This window comes from Subtercola frigoramans (genome assembly GCF_016907385.1).
In the GTDB taxonomy this organism is placed as follows: Bacteria; Actinomycetota; Actinomycetes; order Actinomycetales; family Microbacteriaceae; genus Subtercola; species Subtercola frigoramans.
Genome location: NZ_JAFBBU010000001.1, coordinates 2,021,799 through 2,044,060 on the forward strand (window position 1 = coordinate 2,021,799; position 22,262 = coordinate 2,044,060).

At 63.7% G+C, this 22,262-nt stretch carries 23 protein-coding genes; 13 read left to right on the forward strand and 10 right to left on the reverse strand.

Annotated features, from left to right (window positions below; all coding sequences use genetic code 11):
* Positions 1-35 precede the first annotated feature (35 nt).
* Complete coding sequence (locus tag JOE66_RS09460) at positions 36-1,016, reverse strand: COX15/CtaA family protein (RefSeq protein ID WP_307827136.1); 981 nt, start codon at positions 1,014-1,016, stop codon at positions 36-38.
* Between the two features lie 348 nt (positions 1,017-1,364).
* On the opposite strand from JOE66_RS09460, the gene sufB reads away from it, so the two are divergent.
* From sufB to JOE66_RS09495, 7 genes are all read left to right on the forward strand, one after another.
* Positions 1,365-2,783, forward strand: coding sequence for a Fe-S cluster assembly protein SufB (gene sufB, locus JOE66_RS09465; protein WP_205108850.1), 1,419 nt, complete (start codon positions 1,365-1,367; stop codon positions 2,781-2,783).
* Positions 2,783-4,069: a Fe-S cluster assembly protein SufD gene (sufD, locus tag JOE66_RS09470; RefSeq protein ID WP_205108852.1), complete on the forward strand. Its 1,287-nt coding sequence runs from the start codon at positions 2,783-2,785 to the stop codon at positions 4,067-4,069. Before sufB ends, sufD begins: the two co-directional genes overlap by 1 nt.
* Positions 4,069-4,416: a non-heme iron oxygenase ferredoxin subunit gene (locus JOE66_RS09475; protein WP_205108854.1), complete on the forward strand. Its 348-nt coding sequence runs from the start codon at positions 4,069-4,071 to the stop codon at positions 4,414-4,416. Before sufD ends, JOE66_RS09475 begins: the two co-directional genes overlap by 1 nt.
* Before the next feature lie 2 nt (positions 4,417-4,418).
* Positions 4,419-5,237, forward strand: a complete 819-nt coding sequence (sufC, locus tag JOE66_RS09480; protein ID WP_205108856.1) for a Fe-S cluster assembly ATPase SufC — start codon at positions 4,419-4,421, stop codon at positions 5,235-5,237.
* 26 nt (positions 5,238-5,263) lie between these two features.
* Positions 5,264-5,593: a metal-sulfur cluster assembly factor gene (locus tag JOE66_RS09485; protein ID WP_205108858.1), complete on the forward strand. Its 330-nt coding sequence runs from the start codon at positions 5,264-5,266 to the stop codon at positions 5,591-5,593.
* Positions 5,594-5,759: 166 nt separating this feature from the next.
* A complete protein-coding gene (merB, locus tag JOE66_RS09490; protein ID WP_205108860.1) occupies positions 5,760-6,464 on the forward strand; it encodes an organomercurial lyase in 705 nt (234 codons plus the stop codon).
* A gap of 151 nt (positions 6,465-6,615) precedes the next feature.
* Positions 6,616-8,214, forward strand: coding sequence for an ABC-F family ATP-binding cassette domain-containing protein (locus JOE66_RS09495; protein WP_205108862.1), 1,599 nt, complete (start codon positions 6,616-6,618; stop codon positions 8,212-8,214).
* Positions 8,215-8,252: 38 nt separating this feature from the next.
* On the opposite strand, the gene JOE66_RS09500 is transcribed toward JOE66_RS09495, so the two are convergent.
* Genes JOE66_RS09500 through JOE66_RS09510 form a run of 3 tightly spaced genes read right to left on the reverse strand, consistent with a single transcriptional unit; the run spans position 8,253 to position 9,969 of the window.
* Positions 8,253-9,431 carry an SURF1 family cytochrome oxidase biogenesis protein gene (locus tag JOE66_RS09500; RefSeq protein WP_205108864.1) on the reverse strand — a complete coding sequence of 393 codons (1,179 nt, stop codon included), beginning with the start codon at positions 9,429-9,431 and terminating at the stop codon, positions 8,253-8,255.
* Positions 9,428-9,649, reverse strand: a complete 222-nt coding sequence (locus JOE66_RS09505; protein ID WP_372435486.1) for a hypothetical protein — start codon at positions 9,647-9,649, stop codon at positions 9,428-9,430. The genes JOE66_RS09500 and JOE66_RS09505 overlap by 4 nt, the downstream gene beginning before the upstream one ends.
* Before the next feature lie 5 nt (positions 9,650-9,654).
* A complete protein-coding gene (locus JOE66_RS09510) occupies positions 9,655-9,969 on the reverse strand; it encodes a DUF3099 domain-containing protein (RefSeq protein ID WP_205108866.1) in 315 nt (104 codons plus the stop codon).
* Between the two features lie 113 nt (positions 9,970-10,082).
* Between JOE66_RS09510 and fabG the strand changes: the two genes are divergently transcribed.
* Positions 10,083-10,805, forward strand: coding sequence for a 3-oxoacyl-ACP reductase FabG (gene fabG / locus JOE66_RS09515; protein ID WP_205108868.1), 723 nt, complete (start codon positions 10,083-10,085; stop codon positions 10,803-10,805).
* A gap of 95 nt (positions 10,806-10,900) precedes the next feature.
* On the opposite strand, the gene serB is transcribed toward fabG, so the two are convergent.
* Both serB and JOE66_RS09525 read right to left on the reverse strand, forming a co-directional pair.
* Positions 10,901-11,623, reverse strand: a complete 723-nt coding sequence (gene serB, locus JOE66_RS09520) for a phosphoserine phosphatase SerB (protein WP_205108870.1) — start codon at positions 11,621-11,623, stop codon at positions 10,901-10,903.
* Positions 11,620-12,864 carry a glucose-1-phosphate adenylyltransferase gene (locus JOE66_RS09525; RefSeq protein ID WP_205108872.1) on the reverse strand — a complete coding sequence of 415 codons (1,245 nt, stop codon included), beginning with the start codon at positions 12,862-12,864 and terminating at the stop codon, positions 11,620-11,622. The genes serB and JOE66_RS09525 overlap by 4 nt, the downstream gene beginning before the upstream one ends.
* Before the next feature lie 87 nt (positions 12,865-12,951).
* Here JOE66_RS09525 and glgA point away from each other — a divergent pair, with 87 nt between their 5' ends.
* The 3 genes from glgA to JOE66_RS09540 all read left to right on the forward strand — a co-directional run bounded on the left by glgA (position 12,952) and on the right by JOE66_RS09540 (position 15,304).
* Positions 12,952-14,133, forward strand: a complete 1,182-nt coding sequence (glgA, locus tag JOE66_RS09530; RefSeq protein ID WP_205111823.1) for a glycogen synthase — start codon at positions 12,952-12,954, stop codon at positions 14,131-14,133.
* A 36-nt stretch (positions 14,134-14,169) separates the two neighbouring features.
* Positions 14,170-14,955, forward strand: coding sequence for an ABC transporter ATP-binding protein (locus JOE66_RS09535; RefSeq protein WP_205108884.1), 786 nt, complete (start codon positions 14,170-14,172; stop codon positions 14,953-14,955).
* 97 nt (positions 14,956-15,052) lie between these two features.
* Positions 15,053-15,304 carry a type B 50S ribosomal protein L31 gene (locus JOE66_RS09540; protein ID WP_188679140.1) on the forward strand — a complete coding sequence of 84 codons (252 nt, stop codon included), beginning with the start codon at positions 15,053-15,055 and terminating at the stop codon, positions 15,302-15,304.
* Positions 15,305-15,706: 402 nt separating this feature from the next.
* Here the strand turns inward: JOE66_RS09540 and JOE66_RS09545 are convergent, their stop codons facing one another.
* Both JOE66_RS09545 and treS read right to left on the reverse strand, forming a co-directional pair.
* Positions 15,707-16,579, reverse strand: coding sequence for an exonuclease domain-containing protein (locus tag JOE66_RS09545; RefSeq protein WP_307827137.1), 873 nt, complete (start codon positions 16,577-16,579; stop codon positions 15,707-15,709).
* A 102-nt stretch (positions 16,580-16,681) separates the two neighbouring features.
* Complete coding sequence (treS, locus tag JOE66_RS09550; protein ID WP_205108887.1) at positions 16,682-18,403, reverse strand: maltose alpha-D-glucosyltransferase; 1,722 nt, start codon at positions 18,401-18,403, stop codon at positions 16,682-16,684.
* A gap of 182 nt (positions 18,404-18,585) precedes the next feature.
* Here treS and JOE66_RS09555 point away from each other — a divergent pair, with 182 nt between their 5' ends.
* Both JOE66_RS09555 and JOE66_RS09560 read left to right on the forward strand, forming a co-directional pair.
* Positions 18,586-19,473, forward strand: a complete 888-nt coding sequence (locus JOE66_RS09555; protein WP_205108888.1) for an alpha/beta fold hydrolase — start codon at positions 18,586-18,588, stop codon at positions 19,471-19,473.
* A complete protein-coding gene (locus JOE66_RS09560) occupies positions 19,470-20,579 on the forward strand; it encodes a glycosyltransferase family 4 protein (protein WP_205108890.1) in 1,110 nt (369 codons plus the stop codon). The genes JOE66_RS09555 and JOE66_RS09560 overlap by 4 nt, the downstream gene beginning before the upstream one ends.
* On the opposite strand, the gene JOE66_RS09565 is transcribed toward JOE66_RS09560, so the two are convergent.
* A complete protein-coding gene (locus JOE66_RS09565) occupies positions 20,506-21,129 on the reverse strand; it encodes a histidine phosphatase family protein (protein WP_205108892.1) in 624 nt (207 codons plus the stop codon). The genes JOE66_RS09560 and JOE66_RS09565 overlap by 74 nt on opposite strands.
* Positions 21,130-21,281: 152 nt before the next feature.
* Positions 21,282-22,196, reverse strand: a complete 915-nt coding sequence (locus tag JOE66_RS09570) for a Sir2 family NAD-dependent protein deacetylase (RefSeq protein ID WP_205108895.1) — start codon at positions 22,194-22,196, stop codon at positions 21,282-21,284.
* Between the last annotated feature and the right edge of the window lie 66 nt (positions 22,197-22,262).

Below are 22,262 nucleotides of genomic sequence, written 5' to 3' on the forward strand. Positions count from 1 at the left end.
GGTGGGCGCCGACAGGACGGGGCAAGTCGATGGGGTCACACGCGGCGGCGCTGAGAGAGGAGGGTGGCGGTCAGGGCGGCGACGAGGGTCGCAGCGAGGATCATGTGGGTCACGACGAGCGCGGGAGGAAGACCGAGACGGGACTGTGTCAGGCCAACAGCGATCTGAGCCACCTCGATGAGCAGCAGGGTCAGCGGCCAGCGGCGGGGGAGCCGCAACACGAGGCCTGCGATGACCAGGATGAGGGTCAGGGCGAAGGTGACGTACGCCGGATAGCTGTGGATGTGCTCCATCACGTCGGTGTTCAGCCCGTTGCGCGGTGTCGCTGCGTCTCCGGCATGCGGCCCCGATCCTGTGGTCAGGATGCCCACCACCACCGTGATCCCCACGAACACTGCCGTGACCTTCGACACGAGGAGATACCACGCTGGAACGACGAGAACGAGCGGGGACCCCGCGCCTGTCGGAGCCAGCGACCCGACCAACGCACTGGAGCGGGCGTCGAGGGCGCCCGCATCGGCCTTCGCGATCGCAGCAGCGCTTCTCGGGCCGTAGTACACCCTGTACACGAGCATCGTCGTCACGACGACGAGCCCGATCGAAATCACGAAATGGATGCCCACAATGTAGGGGTTGAGCCCCGTGAGCACGGTGATCCCTCCGACCACTGCCTGGAGCGGGATCGACAGGCCCTGCAGCAGCGTGAGCACGAACAGGTCGCGACGAGAGTGCCGGATTCTCAGTACGGCGACGAACACCAGTATCGATATCACAACGATCACGAAGGTCAAGAGCCGGTTCGTGAACTCGATGATGCCGTGCACGCCCATCTCCGGCGTCGACACGAACGACCCATCGGTGCACTGCGGCCACGTGGGGCAGCCGAGGCCCGAACCGGTGAGCCGAACGGCCCCTCCTGTGCCGACAAGGATGATCTGCACGGCCAGCGAAGCCCAGGCGAGCATCCGCACGCGCCGGTCGACGGAGGTGGGAAGCCACTGGTAGAGGCGTTTCACGGGAGAGATAGTTCCTTAGCTTCTGGGCGGTGCGTTCGAGCGCCTCACTATCGCGCCCGGCACATCGACTGGTCTGTGAATAGCTGCGAATGCCCCGCCCGACTCGTCACTGCAACCTCACAGGCAGATACACTTGAAGAGTCAAGAATCCGCACCAGCTGACGCTTGAGGCCAATCACACGAGGCGGCAACGATGCTGCGACTACTCGGATTCATTCTAGGTACAGAGCCTGCGAGTTCTACGCTTCGTGTAATCAGCTTCAAGGCCGTTCAGGTCTCCCGGGAATTCCTCGCGGAATGGTGAAGGATCGTGACACGTTGTAAGTGCAGTAAGGAAGGGAGAAAGTCATGACAGACGTACTCATCGACCGGCCAGAACTTCAGAACCTGGGGGTGTACGAGTTCGGGTGGTCCGACTCTGACGCCGCCGGAGCGATCGCAAAGCGCGGTATCTCTCCTGAGGTCGTCACGGGCATCTCGACGCTGAAGAGCGAACCGGAATGGATGCTCAAGACCCGCCTCAAGGCGCTCTCGATCTTCGAACGCAAACCGATGCCGACGTGGGGAGCAGACCTTTCCGGCATCGACTTCGACAACATCAAGTACTTCGTGCGTTCAACGGAGAAGCAGGCCCAGACCTGGGAAGACCTGCCCGACGACATCAAGAACACGTACGAGAAGCTCGGCATCCCCGAGGCGGAGCGCCAGCGCCTCGTCTCCGGCGTGGCCGCCCAGTACGAATCCGAAGTGGTGTACCACACCATCCGCGAAGACCTCGAAGCACAGGGGGTCATCTTCATGGATACCGATACCGCCCTGCGCGAGCATCCGGAATTCTTCGACGAGTACTTCGGAACGGTCATCCCGAGCGGTGACAACAAATTCGCGGCGCTCAACACCGCCGTCTGGTCGGGTGGTTCGTTCGTCTATGTGCCGAAGAATGTGCACGTCGAGATTCCGCTGCAGGCCTACTTCCGAATCAACACCGAGAACATGGGCCAGTTCGAGCGCACGCTGATCATCGCCGACGAGGGCTCGTATGTTCACTACATCGAGGGCTGCACGGCTCCCATCTACAAGAGCGACTCTCTGCACTCGGCCGTGGTCGAGATCATCGTGAAGAAGAACGCCCGCGTTCGCTACACGACGATCCAGAACTGGTCGAACAACGTCTACAACCTGGTCACCAAGCGCGCGATCGCGCACGAGGGCGCCACCATGGAGTGGATCGACGGCAACATCGGCTCGAAGGTCACCATGAAGTACCCGTCGATCTACCTGGTCGGCGAGCACGCCAAGGGCGAGACGCTCTCCGTTGCCTTCGCGGGCCCCGGGCAGCACCAGGACGCCGGCGCGAAGATGATCCACATGGCGCCGTACACCCAGTCGTCGATCGTCTCGAAGTCGATCGCCCGCGGCGGTGGTCGGGCGGGCTACCGCGGCGAGGTCAGGGTCGCCGAGAACGCGCACCACTCGGCCAACACCGTACGGTGCGACGCTCTGCTTGTCGACACTCAGTCACGCTCTGACACGTACCCCGCGATCGACATCCGGGTGGATGATGTACAACTCGGCCACGAAGCAACAGTTTCCCGGGTCAGCGAAGAGCAGCTCTTCTACCTCATGAGCCGGGGTCTGCCCGAAGATGAGGCCATGGCGATGATCGTTCGCGGCTTCATCGAACCCATCGCCCGTGAACTGCCGATGGAATATGCTCTCGAACTCAACAAGCTCATCGAAATGGGCATGGAAGGGTCAGTAGGTTAATGACCACCGCAGCACCAGCTGATACAACTGCGCCCGAAAGCGTTGCCGTGAACGAGGTGGTCCGTACTCCCGGTGGCCACCGCGGTGAGCCGATCGGGTCGAGGTCGCACACCGACGGCGCCTGGCAGGAACGACCCGTTCAGACCCGCTCCGAGCGCTACGCCTCGGCGAAGGTCACCGACTTCGACGACCCCACCGGCCACGAGGTCGACTGGAAGCTCACGCCGATCAGGGTGGTTTCCGACTTGATCTCCGGCGCTCTCGACGGCTCGACCGTCGGCACCTCGGAGACGATTGACGTCGACGGCTTCACAGTCTCGTGGGTCGACCGCACCGACCGCCGCATCGGCAGCGCAGGGCTCCCCGAAGACAAGGCCAGCGCGAATGCGTGGTCTGCCTTCGACCAGGCCCTCGCGATCGATGTGACCGGCGAAGAGCCTGGCGCCGAGCTCGTCGTCACCAGGGATTCACTCGGAGCGACGCCCCGCGCCGCTCACACCGTCATCACCGCGGCCCCGAACAGCCGCGGTCACGTCATCCTCGAGAACTCCGGCGACGCCCGCCTGGCAGAGAACGTCGAGATCGTGGTCGGCGAGGGTGCTCACCTCACCGTGGTGAGCGTGCAGCGCTGGAACGACTCCGCAGCCCACCTCGCCAGCCACTTCGCGCAGGTCGGCCGCGATGCCAGCCTCCGCCACGTCGTGGTCTCGCTCGGGGGGTCGATCGTGAGGGTGAATCCGAGCATCCATCTCTCTGGCCAGGGCAGCGCAACAGAGGCCTACGGCCTCTACTTCGCCGACGCCGGCCAGCACCTCGAGCAGCGCGTCTACATCGACCACGAGGCCGAGAACTCGCGGAGCCGCGTCAAATACAAAGGCGCACTACAGGGCGAGGGCGCGCACTCGGTCTGGGTTGGCGACGTGCTGATCCGCCAGAGCGCGAACGGCACCGACAGCTACGAGGAGAACCGCAACCTCGTGCTCAGCGAAGGCACACGCGCCGACTCGATCCCGAACCTCGAGATCGAGACCGGCAACATCCTCGGCGCCGGTCACGCCAGTTCGACTGGCCGCTTCGACGACGAGCAACTGTTCTACTTGCAGTCACGGGGAATCACCGAAGAAGAGGCGAGACGACTCGTCGTTCGTGGCTTCCTCGCCGAGATCATCCAGCAGATCGGTTCACCGGCGCTCGAGGAGCAGCTCACGCAGGCCGTCGAGGCCGAACTCACCGGGGTCGCCGGCTCGGCACCCGTCACTTTGAACGAAAACGATGGTGCTCTCTGATGGCCGCAGTGAAGATCTGTTCGCTCGAAGAACTCAATGCGAACGAAGCGCTGCGCGTCGAGATCGACGGCGTCGCCATCGCCCTGGTGAAGGATTCGGCGGGGGAGTGCTTCGCCATCGGCGACACCTGCACCCACGGCGACATCTCGCTGGCGGAGGGCTTCGTCGAAGACGATACGCTCGAATGCTGGGCCCACGGCTCGAAGTTCTCCCTGAAGACCGGTCGCCCGCTCACCTTGCCGGCCTACGAGCCAGTTCCCGTCTATGAGCTCAGCATCATCGACGGAGACATCTACATCGACCCCACGTCGGTCATCGACCCGACAACGACAAAAGAAAACGCCTAGACATGTCTGTACTTGAAATCCGCGACCTGCACGTGAGTGTCGAGACCGAGCAGGGCTCGAAAGAGATCCTGCGCGGCGTCAACCTCACCATCAACCAGGGCGAGACGCACGCGATCATGGGGCCGAACGGCTCGGGCAAGTCGACGCTCGCGTATGCGATCGCCGGTCATCCTAAATACCGGATCACGAGTGGTTCGATCACGCTCGATGGCGAGGAGATGACCGAACTCACCGTCGATGCCCGCGCCCGCGCCGGCCTCTTTCTCGCGATGCAGTACCCGGTTGAGATCCCCGGCGTCACCGTCACGAACTTCCTGCGCACCGCCAAGACGGCGATCGACGGCACTGCGCCGCCCATCCGCACCTGGGTCAAAGACGTTCGCAACTCGATGGAAGCCCTGCGCATGGACAAGACATTCGCCGAGCGCAACGTCAACGAGGGTTTCTCTGGTGGCGAGAAGAAGCGCAACGAGATCCTGCAGCTCGAACTGCTGAAGCCGAAGTTCGCCGTTCTCGACGAGACCGACTCCGGCCTCGACGTCGACGCGCTCAAGATCGTTTCTGAGGGTGTGAACCGCGCCAAGGAGAACACCGACCTCGGGGTGCTTCTCATCACGCACTACAACCGCATCCTCAAGTACATCACCCCCGATTTCGTGCACGTCTTCGTGGCCGGTCGTGTTGTCGAGTCGGGCGGCCCCGAGCTCGCCGTGCAGCTCGAGAACGAGGGTTACGACGTCTACGTCGCCGCAAATGCCGAGGCCATCGCGGCCGACGCGGCGGCCGCTGACGCCGCCTCCATCTCGGCACCGGCCCTCTAACAGTTCAGAGAGCGTAGACTTTTTCTATGGTCACCACACTCGAGCCTGCCAAATTCGACCAGGTCGAAGAGGCACTCAAAGACGTCATGGACCCGGAGCTCGGCATCAATGTCGTCGACCTCGGGCTCATCTACGACCTCGGCTGGGATGACGAGAACGACGCGCTCGTCATCAGCATGACCCTCACGAGCGCCGGATGCCCGTTGACCGACGTTCTCGAAGAGCAGACCGCCGAGGCGCTTGACGGCGTCGTGGAGGCCTTTCGCATCAACTGGGTCTGGATGCCGCCGTGGGGCCCCGACAAGATCACCGACGACGGCCGCGACATGATGCGGGCCCTCGGCTTCTCCATCTGAATTCAATGGCCTCGCGGCCGCAGAATCCCGGCAATGGTGAAATAGGGGGTTTGTTGCCGCAGCTCGCAGCGAGGCTGTAGCTATTGAAAATAGCTCACTAATATGTGATTCTGGTGCGTGGACGTAAATTCGTTCATCCAACGGAGAACTTGACGTGAGGAATCACTTGACAGACATCGCCGAACTCACACGTCTGATGATCTATCACGGCTTCGCGTCGACGGGGGTCTGCCCCTCTCGCCAGCAGATGTCCGCGCAACTGGTGGTTCCACCCGCCGCGATCGACAGTGCGATGAACGAGCTTCAGGAACAACGCCACATTGCCGTTGACGATCGGGGAGAGGTCGTTCTGGCGCATCCCTTCTGCTCGGTGAACCTCGGGTTCTCGGTGATGGGAAGAGAGACTCTCTGGTGGGGCGGATGCGCCTGGGATTCCTTCGCCATTCCACACCTCATACTCGATGAGCCTTCGGTTCTCGTCGCTACGACATGCCCCGGTTGCGGAGCTGCCCATGCCTGGATCGTCGGCACCGTGGCTCCACCCGCGGGCGAGCAGCTCGCGCACTTCCTCGTGCCGACGGCTCGTATCTGGGACGATGTCGTGCACACCTGCGCCAACCAACGAATCTTCTGCGGTGAGGAATGCATCGACCGGTGGCTGCTGGCGACGGGCAACGAACGCGGGTCTGTCTTCGACCTCGCGACTCTCTGGCGCCTGGCGGAACACTGGTACGAAGGCCGGCTCGGCAGTCCGTATGCCCGACGTGAACCGTCCGAAGCGAAGGCATATTTTCAGTCCGTCGGGCTTCACGGGGCCTTCTGGGGTACTGAACCCCTGCCAGAGAAGGAAGGATTCGACTACTCGATCTGAGCCTGAGGCACCGCCTCAGTCAACGCTCCGGGCAACGGTACAAGACGCATCCGCCCCGAGCAGGAATAACAAGTCCGACTCCCGATTTATACTAGGGTGACATCCCCCCACCCCCGTTGCGGCAACGCGACAAAAGAATTGGACTACTCCTGTGCTCAGTGTGCATGATCTTGAGCTCCGAGTTGGCGCCCGCGTTCTGATGTCTGACGTGAACTTTCGCGTCTCTGCCGGTGACAAGATCGGGCTGGTGGGCCGGAACGGCGCCGGCAAGACCACACTCACGAAAACCCTGGCCGGTGAGTTGAAGCCCGATGGCGGCCGTATCGACATGTCCGGCCAGATCGGCTACCTGCCGCAAGACCCGCGCTCGGGCAACCCCGAAGACCTGGCGCGCACCCGCATTCTCGATGCCCGCGACCTCGGCCAGATCGTCCTACAGATGCAGCAGGCCCAGCTCGACATGTCGTCATCAGATCCCAAGGTCGTCGACAAGGCCATGAAGCGTTACGGCAATCTGGATGATCGATTCAACGCCCTCGGCGGGTATTCAGCCGAGGCTGAAGCGGCCTCGATCGCGTCGAACCTGAGCCTGCCCGACCACATCCTCGACCAGCCGCTGTCGACGCTCTCGGGCGGACAACGTCGCCGCATCGAGCTTGCCCGAATCCTGTTCTCGGGTGCAGACACGATGCTGCTCGACGAGCCGACAAACCACCTCGACGCCGACTCCGTTGTGTGGCTCCGCGAGTTCCTCAAGAACTTCCAGGGCGGCCTGATCGTGATCAGCCACGACGTGGCGCTCGTCGAAGAAACCGTCAACAGGGTCTTCTACCTCGACGCGAACCGCACGGTCATCGACATCTACAACATGGGCTGGAAGAACTACCTCCGCCAACGTGCGAGTGACGAAGAGCGCCGCAAGAAGGAGCGTGTCAACGTCGAGAAGAAGGCTGGCGTCCTGCAGATGCAGGCCGCCAGGTTCGGAGCCAAGGCCTCGAAGGCCGCCGCCGCCCACCAGATGGTTCGTCGCGCCGAGAAGATGCTCTCGGGCCTCGACGAGACCCGCGTGGTCGACCGCGTCGCCAAGCTGCGGTTCCCCGACCCGGTTGCCTGTGGCCGCACTCCGCTCATGGCGAGCGACCTGTCGAAGAGCTACGGATCGCTCGAGATCTTCACCGCCGTCGACCTCGCGATCGACCGCGGCTCGAAGGTGGTCATCCTCGGCTTCAACGGTGCCGGCAAGACCACGCTGCTCCGCATTCTCGCCGGAATCGACAAGCCAGACACCGGCCAGGTCGAGCCCGGGTTCGGCCTGCGCATCGGTTACTACGCGCAGGAACACGAGACCATCGACGTCAAGCGCTCGGTGTTGCAGAACATGGTCTCGTCGTCCCCGAACCTCACCGAGACGGAGGCCCGGCGTGTGCTCGGCTCCTTCCTCTTCACCGGCGACGACTCGCACAAACTGGCCGGCGTGCTATCCGGAGGCGAGAAGACGCGCCTTGCCCTGGCAATGATCGTCGTCTCGGGTGCCAACGTGCTTCTGCTCGACGAGCCCACAAACAACCTCGACCCGGCCTCCCGTGAAGAGATTCTGGATGCCCTGGCAAACTATGCCGGAGCAGTGGTTCTGGTCAGCCACGACGAGGGCGCTGTCATGGCGCTGAACCCCGAGCGTGTGCTCATCCTTCCTGACGGCGTCGAGGACCACTGGAACAAGGAATACCAGGACCTCATCGAGCTCGCCTAGGGCCGGGCACTGCCCATCTGGCTGATTTCGTCGGTGGTTCAGTCTCTGATGTCCGACTCATCGTCGCCCTCAGCGGGCTTCGCTTCGATCACGTAGATCTCCGGCGCAGCGGAGGATGCCGGTGCCAGGGCTCCCGTCGCACCCTCGGCGTCGAGGCCAGCCCGCTCGCCCGTAAGGGCACCACGCGACGCCGATGTTGCCGCAGCGCTGCTGCCTGCGATGCCCCACCGAGTGAGAGGGAGGTAACCATCGATCGCCTCGTCTTCGAGTTCCTCGTCGGTGAATGCCTTGCGTGCACGCTTGCGCACCCGCTCGGTGGCCCGCGCCCGCTCGTCAGGATCGTCGGAGTTGAGCCGGCGGTACTCCTTGCGAATCGCGAAGCCGAGAACCCCGAACCCGAGCAGTGCGAAGGACAACCACTGCACCATATACGAATAGTGCAAGCCGACGTCTTCGGTGGGCATGGTCGTCTGTGTCGACGCCAGCCCTGCATCCACTGCAGCCGATGGGCTGTCGAGCACTCCGTACGCCCCGACATAGACGTTCCCGCCGATGGCCTGCTGAACGCGAGGCAACGTGATCGACCCGATCTGGTTTCCTGTCGGGGTAACGCTCCCCAGGGGCGCCTCGCTCGGCCTCAGCTGCACCACGAGATTCACCGAACCCGACGCCGGGTTCGGTATCGTGCCGGGAGCCAGGGAGTCGTCAGGCGAGGGGGCTACCCAGCCGCGGTCGACCATCAACACCGAGCCGTCGCTGAGCTCGAGGGGAGTGATCACTTCGAAACCGTTGGCGCCTTCGTTCGATCGGTTGCGCACGACGAGTTCGTCGTCTGCACGATAGATGCCCGAGACAGAGACTCGCTGCCAGTTCTGGCTGGCGTCGTACGAAGCGAGGGTCGGCAACGCCGTCTCGATCGGTACGGGGTCTGCAGCGAAATTGGCGGCGACGATGTCGTTGTCTGCGGAAGCCTGTTGTCCACGCTCCCATTGCCAGTTCGCGAGAAAAACGCAGAGGATCGCAAACAGAATCGTCGCGGCGATGAACCCGAACCACCGACCTGTTCGCAGAAACTGCCACCCGCCCATCCCTTCGGTGACCGTGTCGTAGACGGCGACCGGGCCACGTGGGCGCGCGACAGGTTGTGCGAGCTCTACACCTCGTCGCGGTTCGACTTCAGCCCGGCGTTCAGCGATCGTCGCCCGCTCCTCGATCATGACTGGGCTGCCTGAAGATCTGTGACGGTGACGGGAAAGTCACGTGCACGGAGAAACTCGCTCAGGTACCCGACATGCTCGCCGCAGGCCACCCAGACCTTCACGCGGTCTTCGGAGTGGATGCGGGGGTTGCGCCACCCGATCGAGTACGTCGCCTCAGACCGGCAGCCCGCTCGCGAGCACTCGCGTAAACCGGGCGGCGCTCCCAGGCCGAGCATCGACATCACTCGGGCCGACCACCGGTTTCCCGGCCGCCGCGCTGCAGGGGAGGCTGGCCATACGGAACCACGGTGCCGCCAGGAGGCTGCATCGTGCCGGGCGTGTTCGAGCCCGTGTTGGCGATGACGACAGCGAACCACGGCAGAACCACGGCCGCCACACCGAGCACCAGCAACCACCAGCCCTGAACAAAGAGCAGGCCTGCAAGGCACAGCAACCGGATGCCCATGGCAACCGAGTACCGGATCATGCGGCCATGCCGCTCCTCTGCCGGTGACTGGGGGAGTGACGTGATCGACTGCTGCTGCTCATGCTTCATTGTGGCTGCCACTTCGAGAGGAGGATCATCCGATTCTACGCTCTGTAGGAGTCTCGTATGCTGGGTTGCGACTCAGGAAAACGACTGGGTTGACAGCGAAGAGAAGAGAACGCATGAGCACCACGACTTTCACTCCCCGCACCGTTCTCATCACGGGGGGCAACCGCGGAATCGGCTACGCGATCGCCTCGGAATTCGTCGCCCAGGGCCACCGGGTCGCTGTGACCGCGCGCTCAGGTGAAGGGCCTGCCGGGACTCTCACGGTACGTGCCGACGTGACCGACTCGGCCTCGATCGACGCTGCATTCACCGAGGTCGAAGCAGCCCTCGGCCCGGTCGAGGTCGTCGTCGCGAACGCTGGCATCACCAGGGACACGCTGCTCATGCGCATGAGCGAGACCGATTTCACCGCTGTCATCGACGCCAACCTGACGGGGGCGTTCCGCGTCGTGAAGAGGTCGTCGAAGGGCATGCTCAAGGCACGCTTCGGCCGCATCATCCTGATCTCGAGCGTGGTCGGCCTCTATGGATCTGCTGGCCAGGTCAACTACTCGTCGTCGAAGGCCGGCCTTGTCGGCCTCGCTCGCTCGGTGACGCGCGAACTCGGGGCCCGTGGCATCACCGCGAATGTGGTCGCGCCCGGGTTCATCGAGACCGAGATGACGGCAGAGCTCTCGGATGCCCTGCAGACCGAATACAAGAAGAGCATCCCCGCGGGCCGCTTCGCTACGCCGACAGAAGTCGCGCGGGTGGTGACGTGGCTCGCCTCAGACGACGCTGCGTACATCTCGGGTGCGGTCATCCCCGTCGACGGCGGCCTCGGTATGGGTCACTGACGACAGCCGCCGGTTGAGTAGCGTCGCAGGGCGACGAGTATCGAAACCATTCTCGAGAGGGTTTCGATACGCTTCGCTACTCAACCAGCATGGGGTCAGCCGCGGAGACCCAGCAGGGGGAGGAGCTGCGAGAGATCGCGGGTGTCGATGGCGAGGTTCGCCGATGCCCGCACAACTGGCCGGGCGCAGAACGCCACGCTCAGCCCCGCAACCTCCATCATCAGCAGATCGTTTGCGCCATCTCCGACGGCCACGGTCTGACTGAGCGGGATTCCGGAGGCCCGGGCCCACGTTTCGAGCGAATCGGCCTTGGCCTGTGCATCGATCACCGGGCCGACCACCTGCCCGGTAAGAGCGCCGTCGACCACCTCGAGCCGGTTGGCGCTCCAGAAATCGAGACCGAGAGATTCGGCGACACCGTCGACGAGTTCGTGGAATCCGCCGGAGACGACGCCGACCAGCCCGCCGGCCGCGTGCAGGGCCGCGATGAGCTCAGCAACGCCGTCGGTGACGCGGATTTCTGCCGCCACCTCGGCAAAACACGAGGTCGACAGTCCGGCCAGTGTCGCCACGCGTGCACGCAGGCTCGCTTCGAAGTCGAGCTCGCCGGCCATCGCACGCTCGGTCACCTCGGCAACTTCGCTGAGCCTGCCTGCGCAGGCTGCCAGAAGCTCGATGACCTCATTCTCGATCAGCGTGGAGTCGACATCGAGCACCACGAGGAACCGCGGGCTTGCGCCTGCGGGCGCGGAGCCGGGGAGTGAGGGCGCCTGCTGAAGGGGGGTGCGAGCATCCGGAATCAGCAGGTTCTCACTCATGGTTCTACGCGAACTCCCTTGCCGACCACGGTGATGCCGGTTTCTGTCACGGTGAAGCCACGTTCGCGGTCGCGAGCGTGGTCGATTCCGATCATGGCCCCGGCAGCGACAACCACGTTCTTGTCCAGAATAGCGCGGCGCACGACCGCGTCAGGCTCGATGTGCACGCGGTCGAACAGCACCGCGTCTTGAACGAGGGCGCTCGACTCGATGGTGACCCAGGGGCCGAGAACACTGCGCTCGATGCGGGCGCCCGAGATGAGGCAGCCGAGCGAGACGATCGACTCGATCGTCGTGCCGCTGTTGCCCTTCGCGTCGCGAACGAATTTCGCAGGCGGCGAGTTGAGCTGCTGCGTGTAGATCGGCCACTCGCTGTTGTAAAGATTGAAGACCGGCAGCGCCGAGATGAGGTCCTGGTGGGCGTCGTAGAACGACTCGATCGTGCCCACGTCGCGCCAGTAGTAGCGGTCACGGTCTGTGGCACCGGGAACCTCGTTGTCAGAGAGGTCGTAGACAACGGCCTCACCCCTCGAAACGAAGTCCGGGATGATGTCCCCGCCCATGTCGTGATTCGAGTTGGGCTTCTCGCCGTCTCTGATGACAGCCTCAATGAGAGCGTCGGTGTTGAACACGTAGTTACCCATCGAGGCCAGCACCTCTCCGGGGGAGTCGGCGATGCCGACGGCGACCTTCGGCTTCTCGAGGAATTCGGAGATGAAACCGGGCTTTTCGGGGTCAGTCTGGATGATGCCGAACTGGTCGGAGAGCTCCATCGGCTGGCGGATCGCGGCGACGGAGGCGCTGGCACCCGACGCGACGTGCGCCCGGATCATCTGCGCGAAGTCCATGCGATAGACGTGGTCAGCACCGACGACGACCACGATGTCGGGCATCTCGTCGCGAATCAGGTTGAGGCTCTGCAGAATGGCGTCGGCCGAGCCACTGAACCAGCGCTTGCCGAGGCGCTGCTGGGCAGGTACAGAGGCAACGTAGGAGTCGAGGAGGCCGGAGAGCCGCCACGTCTGCGAAATGTGGCGGTCGAGACTGTGCGATTTGTACTGGGTCAGCACAACGATCTTCGTCAGCCCCGAATTGATGAGGTTCGACAGTGCGAAGTCGATCAGGCGGTAACCGCCACCGAACGGGACACCGGGCTTCGCTCGGTCTGCGGTCAGGGGCATGAGCCTCTTACCTTCGCCACCAGCGAGAACGATGCCGAAAATCTTCTTTGATGCAGCCATAGCTCAACAATAGGACACCCGCGACACGGCAGAAGAGCATGAACACGGACCTGTACTCCTGTGATGTTCCGTACTAGGTTCATGGCTGTGCGCGTCGATGTGATTTCCAGAGAATATCCACCAGAGGTCTATGGCGGGGCGGGGGTGCACGTCGCCGAACTGGTCAAAGCCCTCCGTGTGAACATCGACGTGATCGTGCGCGCCTTCGGCGCCCCGCGCAGTGAAGGCGGGGTGTTCTCCTACCAGACACCGACGGAACTAGTCGGTGCGAACCCCACGCTCTCCACCCTGGGCGTCGACCTGCAGATCGCCAACGACTTGGCAGGTGCGGATGTCGTGCACTCCCACACGTGGTACGCCAACGCAGCCGGCCAGCTGGGGTCGATGCTGCACGGCATCCCGCACGTCGTCACTGCTCACTCACTCGAGCCACTCCGACCCTGGAAGGCCGAACAGCTCGGCGGCGGCTACCGCGTGTCGAGCTGGATCGAGAAGAACGCATTCGAGAGTGCCGATTCTGTGATCGCCGTGAGTGGAGGCATGCGGAACGACATCCTCCGCTCGTACCCGGGGATCCCCGAAGACCGGGTGAGCGTCGTCTACAATGGCATCGACCTCGAGAAGTGGAAGCCAGTGCACGACCCCGAGGTGCTTCAGCGCTGGGGAATCGACGTCTCACGGCCATCCGTGGTCTTCGTCGGCCGCATCACGCGCCAGAAGGGCCTGCCGTATCTTCTTCGCGCGGCCCAGCAATTGCCGGCGGACGTGCAGCTGATCCTCTGCGCGGGTGCGCCTGATACTCCGGAGATCATGGCCGAGGTCACTGCAGGCGTGCGGGCACTTCAGGAGGAGCGCTCTGGCGTGGTCTGGATTCCCGAACTGCTGAGCCAACACGACCTCTCAGCTGTGCTCTCGAGCGCGACGGTCTTCGTGTGCCCGTCGGTGTACGAACCGCTCGGAATCGTCAACCTGGAGGCCATGGCGTGCGCGCTACCTGTCGTCGGAACAGCGACGGGCGGCATTCCTGAGGTCGTCGACGATGGCGTCACAGGACGACTCGTGCCCATCGAGCAGCTGAGCGACGGCACAGGCACCCCGGTCGACCCGGAGCGTTTCGTGCGCGACCTCGCGGGCACCCTCCGTGAGGTTCTGGTTGACCCCGATTCTGCACGGATGATGGGTGCCGCTGGCCGACTTCGCGCTGAGAGCATCTTCAGCTGGAAACAGATCGCGGAAGAGACCGAACGCATCTACCGCAGCCTGTTGTGAGCTGTTGCCGCAGCTGTGCCAGATAGGCTTGTCGCTATGCCCACAGTTCTTGACCTCACAGACGTGTCGGTCGTCCGCAATGGCAATCGCATCCTCGACGACATCAACTGGAGGGTCGAAGCAGACCAACGGTGGGTGATTCTCGGGCCGAACGGCGCGGGTAAGACCACACTGCTGCAACTGGCCTCTGCGATGGTTCACCCCAGTTCCGGCACTGCTCAGATCCTGGATTCGCGCATGGGCAGGGTCGACGTCTTCGAGTTGCGCCCGCGGGTCGGTTTTGCGTCGTCTGCAATGGCTAAGCGATTCCCCGCCGACGAGACCGTGCTGAACGTCGTTCTGACCGCCGCGTACTCAGTCACCGGGCGCTGGAACGAGCAGTATGACGAGATCGACCTCCGCCGCGCACAGCGTGTGCTCGCGGAATGGCGACTCGACCACCTCGAAGAGCGTCGCTTCGGTTCACTCAGTGATGGCGAGCAGAAGCGTGTACAGATCGCCCGCTCGGTCATGACCGACCCCGAACTGCTGCTGCTGGATGAGCCCGCCGCGAGCCTCGACCTCGGGGCACGCGAAGAGCTCCTGCAATTGCTCGGCGGTTATGCCAGCGCCCCCTCAGCCCCCGCCATCGTGATGGTCACGCACCACGTCGAGGAGATTCCCCGCGGGTTCACCCACGTGCTTTTGATCTCCAAGGCATCGATCGTCGCCGCCGGCACTCTCGCCGAAGCTCTCACGGCAGAGAACCTCGAAGCGACCTTCGGACTCCCCATCGTTCTCACCGAATCAGACGGGCGTTATTCAGCCCGCGCTGCGGGTTGAGTGCGGCGCCACATCTGATAAGCTTTACAGCTGGCCCTCGAGCCATGACTTTTCGTTCAATTCACCCCTCACCCCACGCAGTATCCAAGGAATCACTATGAAGACCGACACCCACCCCGACTACCTGCCCGTCGTCTTTCGCGACCTGGCTTCGGGAGCAACGTTCCTCACTCGTTCAACGGTGACGAGCCAGAAGACGATCGAATGGGAAGACGGCAACACCTACCCGGTGATCGACGTCGAGATCTCGAGCGAATCGCACCCGTTCTACACGGGCAAGCAGCGCATCCTCGACTCGGCCGGTCGCGTTGAGAAGTTCAACAGCCGCTACAAGGGCTTCGGCAAGTAACCCAGAAATTCTCTTCACAGAAGGCGATCGGCTTCGGCCGGTCGCCTTCTGTGCGTGCCATCCGCAAAAGTCCGTGGTGTCGCGACTGCCCAGTTTCACACGTCAATTCGCTGGGGCGTCGGTGGCCTTGGTCGTCGGGGCCGGGAGGTTCGGCGATGGCGCAGCTGGTGACGGCAGGGGAGACGACGTCGGCAAAGGAGACTCGCTTGTGACCGGACTGTCGGGGGTCGAAGTCGTTGTGGCAGGGGATGGTGCTGTGGATGCGGTGGGCGTCGGAGTCTCATCGGGAACGAGACCGCATCCTGCACAGAGCGTGACCACTGCAACGACCAATCCCGCCCGGCAGAATCTGCCGCAGCTGGTTCTCAGGGATGCGACTCGCGGCATGGGGGAGCGCTGCAATCAGCCGAGCGGCCACGCGGTGCGGGCGGTGAACGTCGGATCTTTGGTGCGGCGCATGTAGTCCTGGAAGCTGGTCGCCTGTTCGCTGAACCACTGGGCCTGCGAGCGATGCAGTTCGGCCTGGGACACGTCGAGCTCTACCCCGTAGCGAAGGGCCAGGGCCTGTGCCACACGCCCCGCCGCGATCGCGTCGGCACCGGCGTCGTGTGCATCGAGCAGCTCGACTCCGTAGAAGAGAGCAGCTGCTTCGAGAGTGCGCTTGCCTTTTCGGTAGCGGTCGAGCGCCTTGTCGATCACGAGGGGATCGACAACCGCGGACGGCTCGCCCAAGGGCCTGATTCCGTAGCGTTTTGCCTCGCGATCGAGGAGGGTCAGGTCGTAGGGGGCGTTGTAGATGACGATCGACAGGCCCTCGTTGACAGCGTCGGCGAGGGCGGCAACGACTTCGGTGATGACCTCGGCTGCGGGGCGACCCTCTGCCACCGCGCGCTCGGTGCTCACCCCGTGTACGGCCGAGGCCTGTGCGGGTATCGGGATGCCCGGGTCGGCCATCCAGTCGAGGCGCGAGAGACACACGCCGTCGTGATCGATGATGCTGACGTTGGCCGTGACGATGCGACTGGTTTCGACGTCGATTCCGGTGGTCTCGAGGTCGAAGACCGCAAGGCGGTGCGACCACGCCGGCCCCGGACGAAGGATGGTGCTCACACTGGCAGGTGTGCAACTGTCAGTTGACGCGGCCCCTGGCGACGAAACGAGGGGAACCGACGGCGCCTCGGGCCGATCGACGAGCACGTGCCTGCCGTGGGGCAGGATCTCTGCAGGCTCCAGGTCGAAGAGGGTCACGGCGAGGGGCTGCGTTGATGTGGGCACGATCTGACTCTACGACGACCCACCGACGGTCGGTCGTCATGCCTTCCCGCGCGCCACGGATTCGCTGGTCCCGTGCCCCCGGATGAATTCGAAACGGATCTCCTAGAACACCTGTTCCGTCGCCGGTTGCCCGATGTGAAGCCAGTAGAAGCTCTGCGTGGCCAGTGTGAGCGTCACCGTACCCTCTGCACTGATGGTGGGGAACTCCCCTCCACCGAAGAGGTCGGAGAGCCCGCGGCCGGCAAAATCGGCAAGGTCGATAGTCACAGAAACCGGATTGTGGGCAAAACTGAAGACACAGAGAATGCGCTCGGGTGCGTCACCCCACTGGGTGTTCGCACCGGCGTACGAGCGAACGAAAGCCATGACCGACTCGTGGTTCGTCGGAGCGATCTTCAGGTCTCCGAGGCCGAACGCTGGATGTGCCTTGCGCACGTGGATGACGTTTCTGACCCAGTGCAGCATGGACCTCGACTGGGCAAGCTGGGACTCGACGTTGACCAAGGAGTAGTTGTACACCAGCGACTGCACCACCGGCAGGAACAGCTTGCCCGGGTCTGCTGTGGAGAACCCTGCGTTGCGGTCAGGGGTCCACTGCATGGGCGTGCGCGAAGAATCACGGTCGGGCAGCCAGATGTTGTCCCCCATACCGATCTCGTCGCCGTAGTACAGGAACGGGCTGCCGGCGAGCGAGAACAACAGAGCGTGCGCCAACTCCAGCTCGGCTCGCGAATTGTCGAGCAGCGGTGCGAGTCTGCGTCTGATGCCGATGTTGGCCCGCATGCGTGGGTCGTAGGCGTACCAGCCGTACATCGCCTGCCGATACTCCTCCGACACCATCTCGAGCGTGAGCTCATCGTGGTTCCTGAGGAACACGCCCCAGCCGGCCCCATCAGGGATCTCGGGCACCTCGGAGAGCACGCGGATGAGCTCGCCAGCGGTCTGCGAGCGCAGAGAGTAGAAAATCCTTGGCATGACCGGGAAATCGAAGGCCATGTGGCATTCCGGATCTTCTTCTGTGCCGAAGAATGCAGCGACCTCACGGGGCCACTGGTTGGCCTCAGCGATCATGATCCGTCCGGGGTATTCGCGATCGACCATCTTGCGGAGCTTTGCGACGAACTCGTGCGTCTTCGGCTCACCTTCGCCGTTTCCCTCCTCCGACTCGTAGAGGTAGGGGATCGCGTCGAGCCGGAACCCGTCGACACCCAGGTCAAGCCAGAACCGAACGGTGTCGAACATCGCCTCATGAACCGCTGGGTTCTCGAAGTTGAGGTCGGGCTGGTGGGAGAAGAACCGGTGCCAGAAGAACTGTCGCCGCACAGGGTCGAACGTCCAGTTCGACTCCTCGGTGTCGACGAAGATGATGCGGATGTCTTCGTACTTCTTGTCGGTGTCGCTCCACACGTAGAAGTCGCCGTACGGACCCTCCGGGTCGGAGCGCGACTGCTGGAACCAGTCGTGGGCGTCAGAGGTGTGGTTCAGGGGAAGGTCGATCACGATTCGCATGTTTCGTTCGTGCGCCTTGGTGACCAGGTCACGGAACTCGTCGATCGACCCGAACTCCGGCAGGATCTTGCGGTAGTCCGAGATGTCGTACCCACCGTCTCGCAGCGGCGAGTCGAAGAATGGGGGAAGCCACAGGCCGTCGATGCCGAGCCACTGCAGGTAGTCGAGCTTCGAGACCAGGCCCGCGAGGTCGCCGGCCCCGTCTCCGTTGCTGTCGACGAACGACCGCACCATGACTTCGTAGAACACTGAGCGCCTGAACCACTGCGGGTCGAGCGTCAGGCCGGGCAGTTGAATGGGTGCGGTAAAGCTCACAGCAGACCTTCCCTGATAACAGTCGGGGGGCCAACAGTGCCCATGATTCACGATACCCCGGCTCAACGCGTGGCCGAAGTCGGAGTGGCGGCCCTTGTGCAATCTCCACCTGCGCGCCACCCTGTGCACAGACATGCGAGCCACAGCCTGAGCAACCGAGACAGCGGATAAACTGGCCCACGATGATTCCGCCCTCGCCCTACGCCAGCCAACTCGCCTCTCTTGCCCTCGCACGCCGCTCGATCGAAGTCGCCGGTGGCACGACAGAGCTTTGGATCTACGGGCCAGAATCCGCCGAGACGACCATCGTCATGGTGCATGGCTTCCGCGGCGACCACCACGGACTCGAGCCGATCGCTGCGCAGCTGCCCGGCCACCGCGTCGTGCTGGCCGATCTCCCGGGTTTCGGAATCTCCACCCCCCTGGGGCGCGAACACGATATCCACGGCTATTCTGCATGGCTGCGCGAGCTCGTTCCGGCCCTCGGCCTCAGTGGGCGCATCGTGATCCTCGGCCACTCCTTCGGCTCGATCATCGTCGCCGCAGCACTCGCAGACGGATTGGCCGCTGACGCCGTCGTACTGGTGAACCCGATCGCCGCGCCCGCCCTCTCAGGGCCCCGTGGCATCCTGACCCGGCTTGCCGTCTTCTACTACCAGGTCGGCGCCTGGTTGCCCGAGAGACCCGGCTTCCGGTGGCTGCGGCTCGGGGCCGTGACGCGCATCATGAGCGTCACGATGGCCAAGACCCGCAACCCCACCCTTCGCCAGTGGATTCACAGCCAGCACGACCAGTTCTTCGGGGCCTTCTCGAATCGCGATGTCGTCCTGCAGGCTTTCGAGGCGTCGGTCAGCAACGACGTCTCCGGTTTCGCGGCCCAGATCACCCCGCCGACTCTGCTCATCGCTGCGGCCGACGACGATATCACGCCTGTTGCCGCGCAGCACCGCCTCGTCGAGCTGATTCCGGATGCCCGGCTCGTCGTGCTCCCCGGTGTCGGTCACCTTGTGCACTACGAGATGCCGGCGGAGGCCGCAGAGGCGATCGAGTCGTTCTTGAAGGCATCGTGAAGATCGTCTTCGACTGCCGGTACACCCGCATCGGTCGGCACGACGGCATCAGCCGGTATACGGCGGGTCTCGTGACGGCCCTGGCCGAGCTGCACCCGGTCACGATGCTCATCAGCGACGAACGCCAACTCGGGATGCTTCCTGACCTCCCGTGGGAGAAGATCAGCTCGCCGACGAGCCCCCGCGAGCCACTGGTCGCCCTGCAGGTGAACAAGCTGCACCCCGACGTGGTCTTCACCCCGATGCAGACGATGGGCACCTTCGGTCGCACCTACCCGCTGGCGCTCACCGTGCACGACCTGATCTACTATTCGAATCCCACGCCACCCCGGGAGTTCGGATGGCCGCTGCGGGCGCTCTGGCGCCTGTACCACCTCTCGTGGTGGCCTCAGCGCTGGCTCCTCAACCGGGCCGATGCCGTGGTGACGGTGTCGGAGACGACGAAACACCTGGTGGAGGAACATCGACTCACGGCGAAGCCGATCGTGGTGGTCAGGAATGCTGCCGACGCACTCGAGGAGACCGACGATGGCGTGGAGGTTTCGACGGGCTCAACCGGCGACGCCACCCAGCCGCGAACGAAATCGCTTGTCTACATGGGCTCGTTCATGCCATACAAGAACGTCGAGACGCTCGTCAAGGGCATGACGTTGCTCCCCGACTACGAGCTGCACCTGATGAGCTCGGTGCGTGACGCCGATCGCCAGCGGCTCCTCGCGCTTGCCCCGTCAGCCAACCTCGTCTTTCACAACGGTGCCAGCGACAGCGAGTACGCCGCCGAGATCGACCGCGCGACCGCCCTGGTGAGTGCGTCGCTCGAAGAAGGCTTCGGGATTCCCCTCGTGGAGTCGATGAGCCGGGGTACACCCGTCGTCGTCAGCGACATTCCGGTCTTTCGAGAGATCGGGGGCGAAGCGAGCCTCTACTTCGCACCACGCGATGCGATCGCCTTCGCCCGGGCCGTGGTCCGGCTGGAGGACCCCGCCGAATGGAATTCGCGTTCCGAGGCCTCCGAGAGCCAGGCGACGAAGTTCAGCTGGGGTTCGTCAGCTGAGGCGCTGCTTGTTCTGCTTCGAGAGCTAGCTCATTCACCGGGTCGCCGTTGAACTCATCGAGGCGCAGCACGCCTCCCAGGTAGCTGAAGTAGTGGATCGATCCGTTGGGGATCCGTTCATCGGGTCGCGGGCGACCGCCGCCCGTCGCGAATCGAACGAGCGCACTGATGACGCCGCCGTGGCACACGACAATCACCGACTGCCCTGGCCGGGCTTCGGCGATCTCGATCAATGCAGCGTGCACACGTGTACGAACCTCGGCGTGCGTTTCCCGGCCCGGCACAAAGGTCAGGCCCGGAAACCGCTCGTGCAACTCGGCGGAATCCAGCCCCTCTGCCTCGCCATAGTGGCGTTCGACCAGTCCGGGAACGATCTGCGGCGCCCCGAGCTGCAGTGAGTCCGCGATGATCTGCGCTGTCTCGACTGCCCGGCCGAGGGGGCTTGTGAGGATCGCATCCCACGAATCGCGGCCGAGCACGAGAGCCGTCTTCGCTGCTTCTGCCCGGCCCGTGGCGTTCAAGGGAATGTCGGTGCTGCCCTGGATCCGCTTGGCGAGATTCCAGTCCGTCTGCCCGTGACGCACGAGTGCCAGATGAGTCATGAAGCGTTTCGGGTGAGCAAGCGGTGAACCTCCGAGCTTTTCGGCAACAGACAACACCAGCATAAGTCGCGGGCGTCCCAACCGGAACACTTCGGAGCCGCAGGCGAGCAGAAAGTCGTGGTCGGTGTAGCCAGGCGCCACCCCTTCGCGAGCTACGCGAACAGTCGTTCAGCCAGCGCCGTGAGAGTCTCGGTCGTCCCCGCATCGAGTTTGATCGTGGCGCGCGAGTCACCCTTCGTCACCCCACGATTGATGATGACCACCGGCAGCTTCTTGCGCCGGGCCTGCTCGAGCAGACGAATCCCCGAATTCACGACCAGAGACGACCCGGCAATGACCAGGGCTTCGGATGATCGCAGCAGGTCACTCGCTTCGCCGAAGCGCTCCTTCGGAATGAACTCGCCGAAGAACACCACGTCGGGCTTGAGCGTGCCCCGGCACACAGTACACTCCGGCACGATGAACTCGGCCCAGTTGTGCACATCGGCGTCTCCATCGGGGTTCACCGTGACCGCGTCGGGCTCGGTGATCCACGGGTTCGCCGAATCGATCTGTTCCGCGACGCTCGCCCTGGCATACATCTGCCCGCACCGAAGACACCGTACCCTGTCCATCGAACCGTGGAGGTCCACGACCCGGTTCGACCCGGCCCTCACGTGCAGCCCGTCAACATTCTGGGTGATCACCCCCGAGACGATGCCCGCATTCTCCAGGTCGGCGAGGATGGCGTGGCCGGCGTTCGGCCGGGCGGCGTCGAACAGCTTCCAACCGAGGTGGCTGCCCGCCCAGTACCGTTTGCGATAGTCACCGTTCGAGAGGAACTGGTCGAAGGTCATGGGATTGCGCTTCGGGGCGCCCTGGCCGCGATAGTCGGGAATGCCCGAATCGGTGCTCACCCCGGCCCCGGTGAGCACGACCACGCGCCTGCCGCGTAGAAGGGCGGCAACATCATCCAGCTGCCCACCGTCTGTCGCAACGCCGTGGTCGTTCGACAAGGCCGTGTCGCCGGCACCAGGGGTGGCCTCGATCACCGCCGAGGGGCCGCGTTCTGACTCCACGAGTGCCATGAACGCACCTCCCTAGGCTTCGAACTCTGTCTTGAGTCTAGACAGCCCAGTTTTCGTAAATGTTTC

Excerpts from the sequence above, each read along its gene's own strand:
- JOE66_RS09510 (WP_205108866.1), bottom strand. The coding sequence starts at position 9,969 with ATGAAGCATGAGCAGCAGCAGTCGATCACGTCACTCCCCCAGTCACCG.
- JOE66_RS09505 (WP_372435486.1), bottom strand. The coding sequence starts at position 9,649 with ATGCTCGGCCTGGGAGCGCCGCCCGGTTTACGCGAGTGCTCGCGAGCG.
- JOE66_RS09535 (WP_205108884.1), top strand. The coding sequence starts at position 14,170 with ATGCCCACAGTTCTTGACCTCACAGACGTGTCGGTCGTCCGCAATGGC.
- fabG (WP_205108868.1), top strand. The coding sequence starts at position 10,083 with ATGAGCACCACGACTTTCACTCCCCGCACCGTTCTCATCACGGGGGGC.
- JOE66_RS09485 (WP_205108858.1), top strand. The coding sequence starts at position 5,264 with ATGGTCACCACACTCGAGCCTGCCAAATTCGACCAGGTCGAAGAGGCA.
- sufB (WP_205108850.1), top strand. The coding sequence starts at position 1,365 with ATGACAGACGTACTCATCGACCGGCCAGAACTTCAGAACCTGGGGGTG.
- JOE66_RS09565 (WP_205108892.1), bottom strand. The coding sequence starts at position 21,129 with ATGACTCATCTGGCACTCGTGCGTCACGGGCAGACGGACTGGAATCTC.
- JOE66_RS09540 (WP_188679140.1), top strand. The coding sequence starts at position 15,053 with ATGAAGACCGACACCCACCCCGACTACCTGCCCGTCGTCTTTCGCGAC.
- sufC (WP_205108856.1), top strand. The coding sequence starts at position 4,419 with ATGTCTGTACTTGAAATCCGCGACCTGCACGTGAGTGTCGAGACCGAG.
- JOE66_RS09555 (WP_205108888.1), top strand. The coding sequence starts at position 18,586 with ATGATTCCGCCCTCGCCCTACGCCAGCCAACTCGCCTCTCTTGCCCTC.
- JOE66_RS09475 (WP_205108854.1), top strand. The coding sequence starts at position 4,069 with ATGGCCGCAGTGAAGATCTGTTCGCTCGAAGAACTCAATGCGAACGAA.
- serB (WP_205108870.1), bottom strand. The coding sequence starts at position 11,623 with ATGAGTGAGAACCTGCTGATTCCGGATGCTCGCACCCCCCTTCAGCAG.
- sufD (WP_205108852.1), top strand. The coding sequence starts at position 2,783 with ATGACCACCGCAGCACCAGCTGATACAACTGCGCCCGAAAGCGTTGCC.
- JOE66_RS09500 (WP_205108864.1), bottom strand. The coding sequence starts at position 9,431 with ATGATCGAGGAGCGGGCGACGATCGCTGAACGCCGGGCTGAAGTCGAA.
- JOE66_RS09525 (WP_205108872.1), bottom strand. The coding sequence starts at position 12,864 with ATGGCTGCATCAAAGAAGATTTTCGGCATCGTTCTCGCTGGTGGCGAA.
- JOE66_RS09570 (WP_205108895.1), bottom strand. The coding sequence starts at position 22,196 with ATGGCACTCGTGGAGTCAGAACGCGGCCCCTCGGCGGTGATCGAGGCC.